Raw genomic sequence first — 16059 nt, forward strand, 5'->3', positions numbered from 1 at the left:
CGCAGGACGGAGACTTTCCCCCATGCCCGGCTGCTCAACCCCGTCAGGGGGCGCCGGCTGCCTCATGACCGGGACGCCTCGTCCAGCACCCGGGCCGGCAGCACCGGCTCGGTGATCATCGCCCGGTGCCCGGCGCCCTACGAGATCGGGCTGGTGTCCCCGGGGGCGACGTGGCCGTGCATGGCGGCGCCTGATGTCAGGGTTGCGATATCTGCGCGAACCGTACGGTGACCGACAAGCCGCCTTCAGGGCGGGCGTCGGCGGTGAGGGTGGCGCGGTGAGCTCGCGTGACGGCGTCGACGATGCCGAGGCCGAGGCCGTGGCCGTCGCCGCGGCCGTGACGGTCGGGCGCCAGTCTCTGGAAGGGCCGGCGCAGGCGCTGGAGATCGTCGGCGGGGACGACCGGCCCGCTGTTGGTGACCGTGAGAGCCACCTGCGTGCCGGACGTCTGGGTGGTGACCTCTACGTGCCCGTCCGGGTGGTTGTGGCGGATGGCGTTGTCGACGAGGTTGGCGACGAGGCTCTCGATCAGTCTCGGGTCCCCGGCCGTCACCGCGGGCGTCAGGTGTTCGGCGAGGCCGATGCCGCGTTCCGCGGCCTGTCGGCGGCGCGAGGCGAGCACTGTCCCGACGACGTGGGCGAGGTCGAGGCACCTGGGCGGCCGACCGGCGATCGCTCCGACGGGCGAAGGCGGTGTCGGGGTGCGTGAGCAGGCGGCGTGCCGGAGGTGAGGCACGATGGCGGATGCCAGGGCGAGGGGGTGCGATGGGATGATGGGCCCGTTATGACCGCCTCCTTGCCGTTCCGTCTCGCCCGTGCCGCGGTGTTCGCCGTGGTCTGCGTGGCGCTGGGCGTGCTGGCGCACCTGTTCGGCGGGGGATCGGTCACGGGGCCGGCGGTGGCCGGTGGGCTGCTGCTGGCGTTCGGGGGCGGGGTCGTGGCCTCGGCGCGTGAGCGCACGCTGGCGCTGATCCTGCCGTTGCTGGCCGGCATGCAGGTGGTGCTGCATGTGCTGTTCTCCCTCAGCCATGCCGCGGACGCCTACGCCGCGCTCGTCCACGGCCATTCGGGACTGGTGCCCGGCGTCGGCATGCTCGTCACGCACGCCGGCGCCACCGGGCTGATCGCCCTGTGGCTGGCCCGCGGCGAGGCCGCTCTGTGGGGGCTGCTGCACCGCCTGGCCGCGCGGCTCTGCCGGGTCCTCCTGGCGCTCTTCCCGCGTCCGCCGCACGAGCCGGTCGTCGTGGTGACGGCGCCCGAGCCGGGCCGGCTGCGCTCGGCGGTGCTGGCACACGCCGCGCCCACGCGCGGTCCGCCGTTCACGCAGGTGATCGCTTTCTCCGGCTGACCCTCATGGTGAGGCTGGAGTACGTCGTCATGCCCGGCTCCGGCCGGGTTCGCGCGGCCGCCGACGTCGCGGCCGCGTCAAGCGCCCCTGCCTGATCCGCCTCCGGCGCGGTGGGAAACGCCACCGCGCGCCGAGGCCTGCCTGGAAAGGCCCACCATGCACTCTCTCCGTTCGCGTTCTCCGCTTCTTCCCGCCGCGGCGCTGGCCGTGGCCGTGCTCGTGTCCGGCTGCGGCGGCCAGAGCACGACCGCGTCGACCGCGTCGGCGTCACCGGCGGCCGCCACCGCCGCCGCCACCCCTTCGCCCGCCCTGACCATCACCGACCCCTGGATCAAGACCGGCGGCAAGGGGATGACCGCCGCCTTCGGCACCCTGGTCAACAACACCGACGCGGAGCTGACGGTCGTCTCCGGCGCCTCGCCGCTGTCTCCGACGGTCGAGCTGCACGAAGTGGTGGACTCCGGGGGCAAGATGGTGATGCGCCCCAAGAAGGGCGGATTCGTGGTGCCTGCTCGCGGTTCTCACCAGCTGGCGCCCGGCGGCGATCACATCATGCTGATGGGGGTCACCGGGAAGGTGGAGCCCGGAGCCGAGGTGCCCTTCACCCTGACTCTCGCCGACGGTTCCACCCTCCAGTTCACCGCGATCGGCAAGGACTTCGCCGGCGGCAAGGAGAACTACCAGCCGGGCGAGGGCAAGCACTGATGGACGCCCACACCGGCAGCAGGTCCCGCCTGACCCGGCGGGGCCTGCTGGCCTCGACCGCGGCCGCCGCGGCCGGCGCGCTCGCGACACAGGCCGCTTCGGCGGGCCCGGCCCAGGCCGCTTCGCCGGGCTCGGCGGTGGAGCCCTTCCACGGCCCGCACCAGGCGGGGATCGCCACCGTCCCGCAGGCCCACGCCGTCTTCGTCGGCCTGGACCTGCGCGAGGACGTCGGCCGTGAGGCGGTGGCCCGGATGATGCGGCTGCTGACCGACGACGCCCGCCGCCTGAGCGCGGGCGGTCCCGCCCTGGCCGACACCGAACCGGAACTGGCGGTGCTGCCCGCCCGGCTGACCGTCACCTTCGGGTTCGGGCCCGGTCTGTTCGACGCGGTGGGCCTGGCGGAGGCGCGCCCGTCCTCGCTGAAGGCACTGCCCCGCTTCTCCATCGACAAGCTGCGGAACCAGTGGAACGGCGGCGACGTGCTGGTGCAGATCTGCGCCGACGACCCGCTGACCGTCGCCCACGCCCTCCGCATGATCATCAAGGACGCCCGCGCGTTCACCCGCGTCCGATGGGTCCAGCGCGGGTTCCGGCGGGCCGCCGGGGTGCAGGCGTCCGGGCTGACCCAGCACAACATCATGGGGCAGCTCGACGGGACCGCCAACGCCGTCCCCGGGAGCCCTGTCTTCGACCGGGTGGTGTGGGCCGGCGCGGACGCGCCCGCCTGGCTGCGCGGCGGCACCACGCTGGTGCTGCGGCGGATCCGGGTCGAACTGGAGACCTGGGACGCCGCCGACCGGGTCGCCAAGGAGTTCACGATCGGACGCCGCCTGGACACCGGCGCCCCGCTGACCGGGACCGCCGAGCACGACCCGCCCGACTTCGCCGAGCGCACGCCCGTGGGGTTCCCGGTCATCTCCGAGTACGCCCACATCAGGCGCGCGCACAGCGCCGACCCGGCCAAGGGGATCTTCCGTCGCCCCTACAACTACGACGAAGGGCTCACCGCGGCCGGACACTCCGACAGCGGCCTGCTCTTCGCCTCCTACCAGGCCGACGTCGGCGCGCAGTTCCTGCCGATGCAGCGCCGGCTGGCCGAGGCCGACCTGCTCAACGAGTGGACCACGCCGATCGGATCGGCGGTGTTCGCCATCCCGCCGGGCTGCCCGCCCGGCGGCTGGATCGGGCAGGGGCTGCTGGCATGACGCGAGGGGCCCGCCGACCTGGCGGCGCGACCTCGGCGTCAGGTCAGCGGTCCCCCGGTGACGGGCGGCGCAGCAGGTACGTGTCCATGATCCAGCCCTTGCGGTCGCGGGCCTCGGCACGCAGCCGCCGGATGCGGTCACCGACCTCCGGCACCGGCCCCGACACCAGGATCTCGTCCGGCGTCCCGAGGTAGGCGCCCCAGTAGATGTGGAAGTCGTCGAGACCGGTGAAGGAGCAGTGGGCGTCGAGCATGACCACCACGTCGTCGGCGGTGGGGCCCTGCTCGGCCAGGCGGCGGCCGGTGGTCAGGTGCGTGGGCCGGCCGACCTGGGTCAGGCCGATGCGGTGACGGGCGGTGAGGGCGGCCACGCTGCTGATGCCGGGGACGACCTCGACGTCGAACGTGACGTTCCCGCGTCGCCGGATCTCGTCGAGGATGGCGAGCGTGCTGTCGTAGACGGCCGGGTCGCCCCACACCAGGAACGCGCCGGTCTCGCCGGCGCCCAGCTCGTCGTGGATGAGCGCCTCGCAGGCCAGCGAGCGGCGCGAGCGCCAGTCCTCGACGGCGGCGGTGTAGGCGGGGGCGGTGCGGTCCCGTTCCGGGTCGCGGGCCTCGGCGATCCGGTACGGCTTGCGACCGTGCTCGGCGATCAGGTCGAGGCGGAGCTGGATCAACTCGTGCTTGATCTCGCCCTTGTCGACGATGAAGAACACGTCCGTGGCGGCGATGGCCTTGACCGCCTGCAGGGTGAGATGGTCCGGATCGCCGGCGCCGATCCCGATGACGAGAAGCCGTTTCACCCGCCAAAGTCTGCCAGATAGGCAGATATACGATATCCCTCGCACTTTGCCATCGAGGAGGATCGTGAACCTGGCCGAGCAGGGCGACGCCTTCGCCGCTTCCCGTCAGGAGCGGCTTGCCGAGGAGATCCAGCTGACACGGCGCGACGCGTGATCACGGTCGTCGGGATCGGCGCGGACGGCTGGGACGGGCTGACCCCGGGCTCGCGCCGCGCGGTGGAGGCCGCCGACGTGCTCATGGGCAGCGTGCGGCAGCTCGACCTCGTGCCCGCGACGGCCGCCGAACGCGTGGCGTGGCCGTCGCCGCTGCTGCCCGCCCTGCCCGCCCTCATGGACCGGTACGCCGGCCGCGAGGTCTGCGTGCTGGCCAGCGGCGATCCGATGTTCTACGGCATCGGCTCGACGCTGGTCCGGCTGCTGGGCGCGGAGCGCGTAACGGTGCTGCCGCACGTGTCGTCGTTGACGCTGGCCTGCGCCCGGCTGGGCTGGCCGGCCGAGCAGGTGGACGTCGTCAGCCTGGTGGGCCGTCCGCCCGCGGCGCTGGCCGCCGCGCTCCAGCCGGGCCGCCGGGTCGTCGTGCTCGGCGCGGGGCCCGGCTCGCCGCCGGTGGTCGCCGGGTTGCTCGTCCGGCACGGGTACGGACCGAGCCCGATGACGGTGCTGTCGGAGCTGGGCGGCCCGCGGGAGTCCGAACGGCGAGGCACGGCCGAGAGCTGGGCGGAGGGCCAGGCGTCCGCGCTGCACGTGATCGCCGTCGAGTGCGTCCTCGCCCGGGACGCCGAGCCCCTGGCCAGGGTGCCGGGACTGCCCGACGGCGCGTACGAGCACGACGGGCAGCTCACCAAGCGGGAGGTCCGCGCCGTCAGCCTGTCCCGCCTGGCCCCGAGGCCCGGCGAGCTGCTGTGGGACGTGGGCGCGGGGGCGGGCAGCATCGCCGTCGAGTGGATGCGCAGCCACCCGTCGTGCGCCGCCGTGGCGATCGAGAGCCGGGCCGACCGGGCCGCCGCCGTCCGGCGCAACGCCGAGCGGCTCGGCGTGCCGTCGATGCGCGTGGTCGAGGGCAAGGCCCCCGGGGCGCTGGACGGGCTGCCCGAGCCGGACGCGGTGTTCGTCGGCGGCGGCGCGACCGCCCCCGGCCTGATGGAACGCTGCTGGACCGCGCTGCGCCCCGGCGGCCGGCTGGTGGTGAACGCCGTGACCCTGGAGTCCGAGGCCGTCCTCGCCCACTGGTACGGCAGGCTCGGGGGCGACCTGGTGCGCCTGAGCGTCCAGCGGGCCTCGCCGGTCGGCGGGTTCACCGGCTGGCGGGCGGCGATGCCGGTGACCGTCTGGTCGATCACGAGGAAGGAACAGCCGTGACCGTGTGGTCGATGACGGAGGAGGACCGGCCGTGACCGTGTACTTCGTCGGAGCCGGTCCCGGCGCCGCCGACCTGATCACCTTGCGCGGCCTGCGCCGGCTGGAGGCGTCGCCGGTCTGCCTGTACGCCGGGTCGCTGGTGCCGCGCGAACTGCTCGACGCCTGCCCGCCCGGGGCCAGGCTGGTGAACACGGCGGACCTGACGCTCGACGAGATCGTCGCCGAGCTGGCCGCCGCGCACCGCGACGGTCTCGACGTGACGCGGCTGCACTCGGGCGACCCGTCGGTGTTCAGCGCCGTGGCCGAGCAGATGCGCAGGCTGGACGCCCTCGGCGTGCCGTACGAGGTGGTGCCCGGGGTTCCGGCGTTCGCGGCGGCCGCGGCCGCGCTGGGCCGGGAGCTGACCGTGCCCGGCGTCGGCCAGACGGTCATCCTGACGCGCACCTCCGCCCGCGCCACCCCCATGCCGGACGGCGAGGACCTCGGCACGCTCGGCGCGAGCCGGGCCACGATGGTGCTGCACCTGGCCGTGCAGCGGATCGACGCGGTGGTGGCCGAGCTGCTGCCCTCCTACGGACCGGACTGCCCGGTGGCCGTGGTCGCGCGGGCGAGCCGGGCCGACGAGGTGATCCTGCGCGGGACGCTGGCCGACATCGCCGGGCAGGTCCACGACGCCGGGATCCGGCGGACGGCCGTGATCGTCGTGGGCCGGGTGTTGTCGGCGACGCAGTTCCCCGACAGCCACCTCTACAGCGACGCCAGGGAGCGGGCGTGCGACGGGTCCTGATCCTCGGCGGCACCGCGGAGGCGCGGGCCCTGGCCGCCGAGCTGGCCGCCGATCCCGGGCTGCACGTGGTGTCCTCGCTGGCGGGGCGGGTGAACAACCCGCGGCTCCCCGTGGGCGAGGTGCGGGAAGGCGGGTTCGGCGGGCCGTCGGGCCTGGCCGCGTGGCTGCTGGAGGAGCGCATCGACGTGCTGGTCGACGCCACGCATCCGTTCGCGGAGCGGATGACCGCCTCGGGGGTCGCGGCCTCGTCGGCGACCGGGGTGCCGCTGCTGGTGCTGCGGCGTCCGGGATGGCGGGAGGGGCCGGGCGACGCGTGGCTGCGGGTCGGCTCCCTCCAGGAGGCCGCCGGGCTGCTGACCACGGCCCGGTGGGGCGCGACAGGCCGTGACACCCGGGTCTTCCTCACGACCGGACGCCGGAGCCTGCCGGTGTTCGCGCCGCTGCCCGGCGTGTGGCTGCTGGCCAGGTCGGTGGACCCGCCGGAGGGGCCGGTGCCGGCGAACGTGCACGTCCTGCTGGACCGCGGGCCGTACACCGTCGAGGGCGAGCGCGCCCTGATCCGGGAGCACCGCCTGGACGTGCTGGTGACCAAGGACAGCGGCGGCGGCATGACCACGGCCAAGCTCGGCGCGGCGCGTGAGCTCGGCCTGCCGGTGATCATGGTGGACCGGCCGCCGCTGCCCGCGGGCGTCCGGGCCACGGACAGCGTGGCGGCGGCGGCAGCCTGGGTTCAGGGGTAGCGGCGGGGGGTGTAGACGACGCCGCCTTCGGTGGCCCGGGTCGTGGACGAGCCGATGATCAGCAGGCAGCGCATGTCCACCTGGCCGGGGTCCAGCTCGCCGAGCGTGGTGACCGTGACGCTCTCCTGCGGCCCGCCGACGTCGCGGCCGATCACCACGGGGGTGTCCGGCGCGCGGTGCTCCAGCAGCAGGTCCCGGGCGGCGGCGACCTGCCACGTACGGCTGCGCGAGGCCGGGTTGTAGATCGCCAGCACCAGGTCCGCCCGCGCGGCGGCGGACAGCCGGTCGGCCACCACCTCCCACGGCTTGAGCAGGTCGGACAGCGACAGCACGCAGTAGTCGTGCCCGAGCGGCGCGCCCGCCCTGGCCGCCACCGCCTGGGCGGCGGTCAGTCCCGGCACGACCCGCACCGGCACGTCCGGGAAGTCGGCGGCGGCTTCGAGCACGGCGCTGGCCATGGCGAACACGCCCGGGTCGCCGGACGACACGACCGCCACGCGGGCCCCGTCCCGGGCCAGCTCAAGGGCGTGCCTGGCGCGTTCGGCCTCCACCCGGTTGTCGGTGCGGTGGCGGCGCTGGCGCGGGTTCGGAGCCACCCGGTCCACGTACGGGCCGTAGCCGACGAGGTCGGTGGCCGCGGCCAGCGCCTCCTGCGCCTCCGGCGTCAGCCACGGCCGCCCGGCCGGGCCCAGGCCGACCACGGCCACCTCGCCCCGCCCCTCGTCCGCCGGGCGCTCGGGGACGAAGGTGCGCTCGGCCGGGCTGGCGAGCAGGGCCAGCGAGAAGTACGGGACGCCGTCCGGGTCCACGTCCTTGAGCGGGGCGACCCGTTCGGCGCCCATGGTGGCGCGCTCGACGTACCAGGCGTCGTCGAGGCGGCCCGCCTCGGCCAGCGCGTCGCGCACCTTCCCGAACGTGCGGCCCAGCTTGAGCACGGCGGCCGAGTCGGTGTCGCGCAGCCGCTCGGCCAGCACCTGCGCGGGCAGCGTGCCGGGCAGCACGGTCAGCACCTCGTCCCGCTCGACCAGCGGCCGTCCCAGCACGGCGGCGGCGGCGCTCACCGAGGTCACGCCGGGCACCACCTCGGTCGGGTAGCGGTGGGCGAGCCGCTTGTGCATGTGCATGTAGGAGCCGTAGAACAGCGGGTCGCCCTCGGCCAGCACGACCACGGTGCGGCCCGCGTCCAGGTGGGCGGCCAGGCGTTCGGCGCAGTCGGCGTAGAAGTCGTCGAGCGCTCCCTGGTAGCCGCCGGGGTGGTCGGTGGTCTCCGTGGTCAGCGGGTAGAGCAGCAGCTCCTCGATCTGGCCTGCGCGCATGTACGGCAGCGCGATCGAACGGGCGATGCTGCGGCCGTGCCGGGCGGCGTGGTAGGCGATCACGTCGGCCTCGCCGATCAGCCGGGCCGTCCTGACCGTGACCAGCTCGGGGTCGCCGGGGCCCAGGCCGACTCCGTACAGGCGTCCTGACATGGTCGTCACTCCGTCTCGTTCGCGATGGCGTTGATCGCGGCGGCCGTCATCGCACTGCCGCCGCGACGGCCGTGCACCACCAGGTACTCCAGGTCGCCGCCGGCCAGCGCCTGCTTGGACTCGGCCGCGCCGATGAAGCCGACCGGGATGCCGAGCACGGCCGCGGGGCGTCCGGCGCCCTCGGCCACCAGCTCCAGCAGCCGGAACAGGGCGGTCGGCGCGTTCCCGATCGCCACCACCGCGCCCTCCAGGCGGTCGCGCCACAGCTCCAGGGCCGCGGCGCTGCGGGTGGTGCCGAGGCGTTCGGCCAGCTCGGGCACGCGCGGATCGCCCAGCGTGCACAGCACCTCGTTGCCCGCGGGCAGCCTGCGCCGCGTCACGCCGGAGGCGACCATCATGGCGTCGCACAACACCGGCGCGCCGCCGCGCAGCGCCTCCCTGGCCCGCGCGACCACCTGCGGCGACCAGGCCAGGTCGGTGACGAGGTCGGTCATGCCGCACGCGTGGATCATGCGCACCGCCACCTGGGCGACCTCGGGCGGCAGGCCCGTGAGGTCGGTCTCGGCGCGGATGGTCGCGAACGAGCGCCGGTAGATCTCGGCTCCGTCGCGGATGTAGTCGCTCACTCCTGGCGTTCCTCGTATCCGTTGATGGTTGCGATCAGCTGGCGGACCGGGCCGCGTGGCAGGCCGCAGCGCCGCTCGCAACCGGCCCAGTGGACGGGCGTGGCGGGTGCGCGGCCGAGGCCCCGCACCCATTGCCGGGCATCGGCCCGCACGTCGGCGAGCGCCTTCGCGCAGCCGGGACGGCCGGTGCAGGCGGTCACCCCGGCCCAGGGAGAGTCCGGGTCGGTGGCGAGCCCGGCGGCGGCGAGCGCCCGCTCGGTCCGGTCCGCCTCGCCGGGGGAGAGGTCCGGCAGGACGACGGTCCGCCAGGGTGTCAGGCGCACCGGCCGTCCGAGGTCCGCGAGGGCTGCGGCCTGGTCGGACGTCAGGCGGCCGAGCGGCACGAGCGCCTCGATCGCCACCCGGCCGTCCCGCTGGGCGATCCTGCCCGCGGACGGGCGGCGTGCGGCGTTCGCGGCATCCGCGGCATCCGCGGCATCCGAGGCGTTCGCGGCGTTCGCGGCGTCAGGGGCGTCGATCAGGCTTGGTTCGCCGGCGCGCAGGCGGGTGGCGATTCTGGCGGGGCCGTCCGGGAGGTCGCGGATGCGCCAGGCGCGCGGGCCGTCGGGGGACAGCTCGTCCAGGAACGCCTCGGCGGCGTCGATCATGAGCGGGACGGCCGCGTCCGGGGCGACGGTCAGCCCCGTGTCGGCGCCGGCGAGCAGCAGCCGTCCGGTCGCCACGTAGGTGACGTCCGCGCCGAGCCCGGCGACGTCCCGCGTGCCGTCGTCCAGGGCGAACAGGAACCGTCCCGGCAGCGCGGCCAGCCGGGGCCGCGCGCACAGCGCCCGGTCCAGGGCGTCCGCCATCGCCGGCACGTCCAGCAGCCCGTCGGGACCGCGCCCGCCCAGCGGCGAGGCCAGGATGTTGCGCACCCGCTCGTGCGCGGGCGACGGCAGCAGCCCGGCCGCCGCGATCCGCCCGGCGAAGACCTCCGGCGCGCGCAGCCCCCGCACCTGGACGTTCGCCCGCGACGTCAGCTCGATCACGCCCGATCCCAGCTCGGCCGCGCACCCGGCGAGCACGCGGAGCTGCGCGGCCGACACCGCGCCGCCGGGCAGGCGCACGCGGGCGAGCGGGCCGTCGGCGGCCTCGTGCACCTGGAGCGCCCCCGGACAGGCATCGGGACGCGTACGTCCGGAAGATTCACCTACGGGCACGAAGGGATCGTAACGCCACTTCTGGGACGGGTCGCTCCTGTCGTAAGCTTCGGCGTAGACGATGGCAATGGGAGGAAGCCGGTGTGAATCCGGCGCGGTCCCGCCACTGTGACCGGGGAGCGAACCCCACCACGAGGCCACTGTCCGGCGACGGGCGGGAAGGCCGGGGTGAGCGTCGATCCGGGAGCCAGGAGACTCCTGCCGTCGTGTCACCCGCGACCGGGGCGAGGACCCCGAGGGAGGAATGCGCCGTGCCTGGCGACAGCCGTACCGTTCTGCTGCTCTCCACCTCCGACACCGACCTGCTGAGCGCTCGCGCCTGCGGGGCGGGCTACCGCCTGGGCAATCCCGCCCGGCTGACCGCCGAGGACGTCCCCGGCCTGACGGAGGGGACCGACCTCGTCGTGGTGCGCCTGCTGGGCGGGCGGCGGGCCTGGCCGGAAGGGCTCGACGCGCTGCTGGCCGGGCCGCGCCCGGTGGTGGTGCTGGGCGGGGAGCAGGCTCCCGACGCCGAGCTGATGGAGCTGTCCACGGTCAGCGGCGGGGTGTGCGCCGAGGCGCACGCCTACCTGGCCCACGGCGGCCCGGCGAACCTGGCCGAGCTGCACGCGTTCCTGTCCGACACCGTCCTGCTGACCGGGCACGGGTTCGAGCCGCCCGTCCCCGCTCCCACCTGGGGACGGCTGGACCGCCCTGCCAGGACCACCGGCGGTCCCGTGGTGGGGGTGCTCTACTACCGGGCCCACCACATGGCCGGCAACACCGCGTTCGTCGAGGCGTTGTGCGACGCCGTCGAGGACGCGGGCGGGCAGGCGCTGCCGGTCTTCTGCTCGTCCCTGCGCGCGGCCGAGCCGGAGCTGCTGGACACGCTGCGCGCGGCGGACGCCCTGGTCGTCACGGTGCTGGCGGCGGGCGGCTCCCGTCCGGCCACCGCGGGGGCGGGCGGCGACGACGAGGCCTGGGACGTCGGCGCGCTGGCGGAGCTGGACGTGCCGATCCTGCAAGGACTCTGCCTGACCACCACCCGGCAGGCATGGGAGGAGAACGACGACGGGCTGTCGCCGCTGGACGCCGCCTCCCAGGTCGCGATCCCGGAGTTCGACGGGCGGATCATCACGGTGCCGTTCTCGTTCAAGGAAATCGACCCCGACGGGCTGACCGTCTACGCCGCCGACCCCGAGCGGGCCGCCCGGGTGGCGGGCATCGCGGTGCGCCACGGCCTGCTGCGGCACACCCCTCCCGCAGAGCGGCGGCTGGTGGTGATGTTGTCGGCGTACCCGACCAAGCACTCCCGCGTCGGCAACGCGGTCGGGCTGGACACCCCCGCGAGCACCGTCCGGCTGCTGGCCCGTCTCGCCGAGGCGGGTTACGACCTGGGCGACGGCTTCCCCGGCGTGGCCGACCAGGACGGCGACGCGCTCGTGCACGCGCTGATCGCCGCCGGCGGCCAGGACCAGGACTGGCTGACCGAGGAGCACCTGGCGGGCAACCCGGTGCGCATCTCCGCCGCCTCCTACGAGCAGTGGTACCGGACGCTGCCCGCGGCCCTGCGCGAGGAGATGGAACGCCACTGGGGGCCGCCGCCCGGAGAGCTGTTCGTGCACGAGGGCGACAGCGGGACCGACATCGTGCTGGCCGCGCTGCGGGCCGGGAACCTGGTGGTGATGGTGCAGCCGCCGCGCGGCTTCGGGGAGAACCCGATCGCCATCTACCATGACCCCGACCTGCCGCCCAGCCACCACTACCTGGCCGCCTACCGCTGGCTGTCGGCCGAGTTCGGCGCGCACGCGATGGTGCACGTCGGCAAGCACGGCAACCTGGAGTGGCTGCCCGGCAAGTCGGCGGGGATGTCGGCCGCGTGCGGCACCGACGCCGCCATCGGCGACCTGCCGCTGGTCTACCCCTTCCTCGTCAACGACCCGGGGGAGGGCACGCAGGCCAAGCGGCGCGCGCACGCCGTGCTGGTGGACCACCTGGTGCCGCCGATGGCGCGCGCCGACACCTACGGCGACATCGCCCGGCTGGAGCAGCTCCTGGACGAGCACGCCACGATCGCCGCCATGGACCCCGCCAAGCTGCCCGCGATCCGGGCGCAGATCTGGACGCTGATCCAGGCCGCCCGGCTCGACCACGACCTCGGGCTGGCCGACCGGCCGCACGACAGCGAGTTCGACGACCTCATCCTGCACGTGGACGGCTGGCTGTGCGAGGTGAAGGACGCCCAGATCCGCGACGGGCTGCACGTCCTCGGACAGGCGCCCACCGGCCAGGTGCGGGTGGACCTGGTGCTGGCCATGTTGCGCGCCCGGCAGATGTGGGCCGGCAGGGAGACGCTGCCCGGCCTGCGCGAGGCGCTCGGCCTGGCCGAGGACGGCACGGCGGCGCTGGGCGACGTGGACCGCGCCGAGGCGACCGCCCGCGCCCTGGTCGAGGCCATGGAGCAGCACGCCTGGGCCCCGGACGCCGCCCCCGCCGTCGCCCGCGCGGTATTGGGTGGCGTGGCCGAGGGGCGGGTGGAGCTGGTGGCGCGGGTGCTGGCGTTCGCCGCCACCGAGATGGTGCCGCGCCTGGCCCGCACCACCGACGAGCTCGACCACGTCCTGCACGCCCTGGACGGCGGCTACGTGCCCGCCGGCCCCAGCGGCTCCCCCCTGCGCGGCCTGGTCAACGTGCTGCCGACCGGCCGCAACTTCTACTCCGTGGACCCACGGGCGGTGCCCAGCCGCCTGGCCTGGGAGACCGGCCAGGCGATGGCGGAGTCGCTGCTGGAGCGCTACCGCGCCGACACCGGCGAATGGCCGCGCTCGGTCGGGCTGTCGGTGTGGGGGACCAGCGCCATGCGCACGGCGGGCGACGACGTCGCCGAGGTGCTGGCCCTGCTCGGCGTCCGCCCCGAATGGGACGAGGCGTCGCGTCGCGTCATCCGCCTGGAGCCGATCCCGCTCGCCGAGCTGGGCCGCCCGCGCATCGACGTGACGGTCCGCATCAGCGGCTTCTTCCGCGACGCCTTCCCGCACGTGGTCGGCATGCTCGACGACGCCGTACGGCTGGTCGCGTCGCTGGCGGAGCCGGCCGCGGACAACTACGTCCGCGCCCACGTGGCCGCGACGGGCGGCGACGAGCGGCTGGCCACGATGCGCGTCTTCGGCTCCGCGCCCGGCGCGTACGGGGCCGGGCTGCTGCCGCTCATCGACAGCCGCAACTGGCGCGACGACGCCGACCTGGCCGAGGTGTACGCCGTGTGGGGCGGCTACGCCTACGGCCGCGACCTCGACGGGGTCGCCGCCCGCCCCCAGATGGAGGACGCCTACCGCCGTATCGCCGTCGCCGCCAAGAACGTCGACACCCGCGAGCACGACATCGCCGACTCCGACGACTACTTCCAGTACCACGGCGGCATGATCGCCACCGTGCGCGCGCTCACCGGCAAGGCCCCGGCCGCCTACGTCGGCGACAGCACCCGCCCCGACGCCGTGCGCACCCGCACCCTGTCGGAGGAGACCTCACGGATCTTCCGCGCCAGGGTGGTCAACCCGCGCTGGCTGGCCGCCATGCGCCGCCACGGCTACAAGGGCGCCTTCGAGCTGGCCGCCACCGTCGACTACCTGTTCGGCTACGACGCCACCACCGGCGTGATGGCCGACTGGATGTACGACAAGCTCACGGAGACGTACGTGCTCGACCCCGAGAACCAGGCGTTCATGGCCCGCTCGAACCCCTGGGCGCTGCACGGCATCGCCGAACGCCTCCTGGAGGCCGCCGAGCGCGGCATGTGGCAGCACCCGGACCCGGAGGTCCTGCGCGGCCTGCAGGAGGTCTACCTCAAGACCGAGGGCGACCTGGAGGACGACACCAGACGCTGAGCCAGGCGCGGCGCGCCCGCCCAGTGCAGATGCAGGTAGGACGCGGTCACGCCGGGGTCGCCGTACCCGTCGTGGCCGCCGTCCCAGCGGAACAGCGGCTCGCCCGCGTACGTGACGGCCGTCCGGTGGAACTCGTGCCCGCGCAGCCGCTCGCCCGTCCTGGTGAGCGGCGAGCGGCGCAGCGCGACGGCGTCCCGGTAGCCGAGCGTCAGCCGGGACGTCATCCGCGCCTGCCCCGGGACGCGCCCGCACATGCGCTGACCGTCCAGCTCGTCGCACAGGTACAGCAGGCCCGCGCACTCGGCGGCGATCGGGCCGGGGAAGGCGGCCACCTGCTGCCGCAGGGGCTCGTTGGCGGCCAGCTCGGCGGCGTACACCTCCGGGAAGCCGCCGCCGATCACGATCGCGCCGGTCCCGTCCGGCAGCCGCGTGTCGCGCAGCGGGTCGAAGACGGCCACCTCCGCCCCCGCCGCCCGCAGCAGCTCGACCTGCTCGGCGTAGCCGAACGTGAACGCCGCCCCACCGGCCACGGCCACCACCGGCCGGCCGCCCGTCGCGGTGGGCGTCGCGGTGGGCGTCGCAGTGGGCGTCGGGGTGGGCGTCGGGGTGGGCGTCGGGGTGGGCGTCGCGGCGGGAAACGGCGGCGTCCAGGTGGGGCCGCCCAGCGGGGGAGCGGAGCGCGCCAGCCGCAGCAACGCGTCCAGGTCGCACGAACGCGCCACCAGGGCGGCCAGCCGGTCCACGGCGGCGACCGCCTCGGTCCGGCGCTCGGCGGCCGGCACCAGCCCCAGGTGCCGGGAGGGCGTGGCCACGGCGTCGTCGCGGCGGATCGCCCCCAGCACCGGCACGCCCGCCGCCGCCAGCGCCGACCGGCACAGCTCCTCGTGCCGGTCGGAGCCCACCCGGTTGAGCACCACCCCGCCCACCCGCACGTCCGGGTCGAAGGTGGCGAACCCGTGCACCACCGCCGCCACCGACCTGCTCTGCCGGGCCGCGTCCACGACCAGCACCACCGGCGCGTCCAGCAGCGTCGCGACGTGCGCGGTCGAGGCGAAGCCGGTGTCCCCCCTGCCGTCGAACAGGCCCATCACGCCCTCGACCACCGCCACGTCGCACCCGGCGGCGCCGTGCAGGAACAGCGGGGCGACGAGCTCCTCCCCGACGAGCCACGGATCCAGATTGCGGCCGGGACGGCCGGCGGCCAGCGCGTGATAGCCCGGGTCGATGTAGTCGGGCCCCACCTTGTGCGGCGAGACCCGCAGCCCGCGCGCCCGCAACGCCGCCATGAGCCCGGTGGCCACCGTCGTCTTGCCGCTGCCCGACGACGGCGCGGCGATCACCAGGCGGGGAACTACCACTCGATGCCCTTCTGCCCCTTCTGCCCGGCGTCCATGGGGTGGCGTACCTTGCCCATCTCCGTCACCAGGTCGGCGACCTCGATCAGCCGTCCGGGCGCGTCCCTGCCGGTGATCACGACGTGCTGGCTGCCCGGCCGGTCCGTCAGCGTCTTCAGCACGTCGTCCAGGTCCAGCCACCCCCACTTCAGCGGGTAGGTGAACTCGTCCAGCACGTAGAACCGGTACGTCTGCGCCGCCAGGTCGCGCTTGATCTGCTCCCAGCCCTCACGGGCGTCGGCCGCGTGGTCCTCCTCGCTGCCGGGCCGCTGGATCCACGACCAGCCCTCGCCCATCTTGTGCCAGGTCACCGGGCCGCCCTCGCCCGTCTCGCCGAGCACCTTGAGCGCCCGTTCCTCGCCGATGCGCCACTTGGCCGACTTCACGAACTGGAACACCCCGACCGGCCAGCCCTGGTTCCAGGCCCGCAACGCCATCCCGAAGGCGGCCGTGGACTTGCCCTTGCCCGGTCCGGTGTGCACCATCAGCAGCGGACGGGTCCGCCGCTGGCGCGTGGTCAGGCCGTCGTCGGGCACGACAGCCGGTTTTCCCTGAGGCATGT

At 75.0% G+C, this 16059-nt stretch carries 14 protein-coding genes and 1 riboswitch; of the genes, 7 read left to right on the forward strand and 7 right to left on the reverse strand.

The window, feature by feature from the left end; translation table 11 throughout:
• Positions 1-196: 196 nt before the first annotated feature.
• On the reverse strand, positions 197-622 hold the full coding sequence (locus ACIBQ6_RS28230) for a sensor histidine kinase (protein ID WP_397215540.1): 426 nt from the start codon (positions 620-622) through the stop codon (positions 197-199).
• 174 nt (positions 623-796) lie between these two features.
• On the opposite strand from ACIBQ6_RS28230, the gene ACIBQ6_RS28235 reads away from it, so the two are divergent.
• The 3 genes from ACIBQ6_RS28235 to ACIBQ6_RS28245 all read left to right on the forward strand — a co-directional run bounded on the left by ACIBQ6_RS28235 (position 797) and on the right by ACIBQ6_RS28245 (position 3258).
• On the forward strand, positions 797-1348 hold the full coding sequence (locus ACIBQ6_RS28235; RefSeq protein WP_397215542.1) for an MFS transporter: 552 nt from the start codon (positions 797-799) through the stop codon (positions 1346-1348).
• A 156-nt stretch (positions 1349-1504) separates the two neighbouring features.
• Complete coding sequence (locus ACIBQ6_RS28240) at positions 1505-2053, forward strand: copper chaperone PCu(A)C (RefSeq protein WP_397215544.1); 549 nt, start codon at positions 1505-1507, stop codon at positions 2051-2053.
• The gene (locus ACIBQ6_RS28245; protein WP_397215545.1) at positions 2053-3258 is read left to right on the forward strand and encodes a Dyp-type peroxidase; all 1206 of its coding nucleotides are present in this window, start codon (positions 2053-2055) and stop codon (positions 3256-3258) included. The genes ACIBQ6_RS28240 and ACIBQ6_RS28245 overlap by 1 nt, the downstream gene beginning before the upstream one ends.
• Positions 3259-3301: 43 nt before the next feature.
• On the opposite strand, the gene cobF is transcribed toward ACIBQ6_RS28245, so the two are convergent.
• A complete protein-coding gene (gene cobF, locus ACIBQ6_RS28250; protein ID WP_397215547.1) occupies positions 3302-4060 on the reverse strand; it encodes a precorrin-6A synthase (deacetylating) in 759 nt (252 codons plus the stop codon).
• Positions 4061-4210: 150 nt separating this feature from the next.
• On the opposite strand from cobF, the gene cbiE reads away from it, so the two are divergent.
• The 3 genes from cbiE to ACIBQ6_RS28265 are packed head-to-tail and all read left to right on the forward strand — an operon-like array spanning position 4211 to position 6946.
• Entirely contained in the window at positions 4211-5419 is a 1209-nt protein-coding gene (gene cbiE, locus ACIBQ6_RS28255) for a precorrin-6y C5,15-methyltransferase (decarboxylating) subunit CbiE (RefSeq protein WP_397215549.1), read from the forward strand.
• Positions 5420-5450: 31 nt separating this feature from the next.
• Positions 5451-6206 carry a precorrin-4 C(11)-methyltransferase gene (gene cobM / locus ACIBQ6_RS28260; RefSeq protein WP_352359788.1) on the forward strand — a complete coding sequence of 252 codons (756 nt, stop codon included), beginning with the start codon at positions 5451-5453 and terminating at the stop codon, positions 6204-6206.
• On the forward strand, positions 6191-6946 hold the full coding sequence (locus tag ACIBQ6_RS28265) for a cobalt-precorrin-6A reductase (protein ID WP_397215551.1): 756 nt from the start codon (positions 6191-6193) through the stop codon (positions 6944-6946). Before cobM ends, ACIBQ6_RS28265 begins: the two co-directional genes overlap by 16 nt.
• On the opposite strand, the gene ACIBQ6_RS28270 is transcribed toward ACIBQ6_RS28265, so the two are convergent.
• The 3 genes from ACIBQ6_RS28270 to cobG are packed head-to-tail and all read right to left on the reverse strand — an operon-like array spanning position 6937 to position 10240.
• A complete protein-coding gene (locus ACIBQ6_RS28270; RefSeq protein ID WP_397215553.1) occupies positions 6937-8415 on the reverse strand; it encodes a precorrin-2 C(20)-methyltransferase in 1479 nt (492 codons plus the stop codon). The genes ACIBQ6_RS28265 and ACIBQ6_RS28270 overlap by 10 nt on opposite strands.
• Before the next feature lie 5 nt (positions 8416-8420).
• A complete protein-coding gene (locus ACIBQ6_RS28275) occupies positions 8421-9041 on the reverse strand; it encodes a precorrin-8X methylmutase (protein ID WP_358295401.1) in 621 nt (206 codons plus the stop codon).
• A complete protein-coding gene (gene cobG, locus ACIBQ6_RS28280; RefSeq protein WP_397215556.1) occupies positions 9038-10240 on the reverse strand; it encodes a precorrin-3B synthase in 1203 nt (400 codons plus the stop codon). Before cobG ends, ACIBQ6_RS28275 begins: the two co-directional genes overlap by 4 nt.
• A 10-nt stretch (positions 10241-10250) precedes the next feature.
• A riboswitch (cobalamin riboswitch) is annotated at positions 10251-10461 on the forward strand.
• Between the two features lie 30 nt (positions 10462-10491).
• On the opposite strand from cobG, the gene cobN reads away from it, so the two are divergent.
• Positions 10492-14103 carry a cobaltochelatase subunit CobN gene (gene cobN / locus ACIBQ6_RS28285; protein ID WP_397215558.1) on the forward strand — a complete coding sequence of 1204 codons (3612 nt, stop codon included), beginning with the start codon at positions 10492-10494 and terminating at the stop codon, positions 14101-14103.
• Here cobN and ACIBQ6_RS28290 read toward each other — a convergent pair.
• Together ACIBQ6_RS28290 and cobO are read right to left on the reverse strand one after the other, a co-directional pair.
• The gene (locus ACIBQ6_RS28290) at positions 14058-15446 is read right to left on the reverse strand and encodes a cobyrinate a,c-diamide synthase (protein WP_397215899.1); all 1389 of its coding nucleotides are present in this window, start codon (positions 15444-15446) and stop codon (positions 14058-14060) included. The two genes, cobN and ACIBQ6_RS28290, sit on opposite strands and share 46 nt — an antisense overlap.
• An 8-nt stretch (positions 15447-15454) precedes the next feature.
• Positions 15455-16057, reverse strand: a complete 603-nt coding sequence (cobO, locus tag ACIBQ6_RS28295) for a cob(I)yrinic acid a,c-diamide adenosyltransferase (RefSeq protein ID WP_358295410.1) — start codon at positions 16055-16057, stop codon at positions 15455-15457.
• Positions 16058-16059 lie beyond the last annotated feature (2 nt).

It is taken from the genome of Nonomuraea sp. NPDC049655, from assembly GCF_044465465.1.
Lineage (GTDB): Bacteria > Actinomycetota > Actinomycetes > Streptosporangiales > Streptosporangiaceae > Nonomuraea.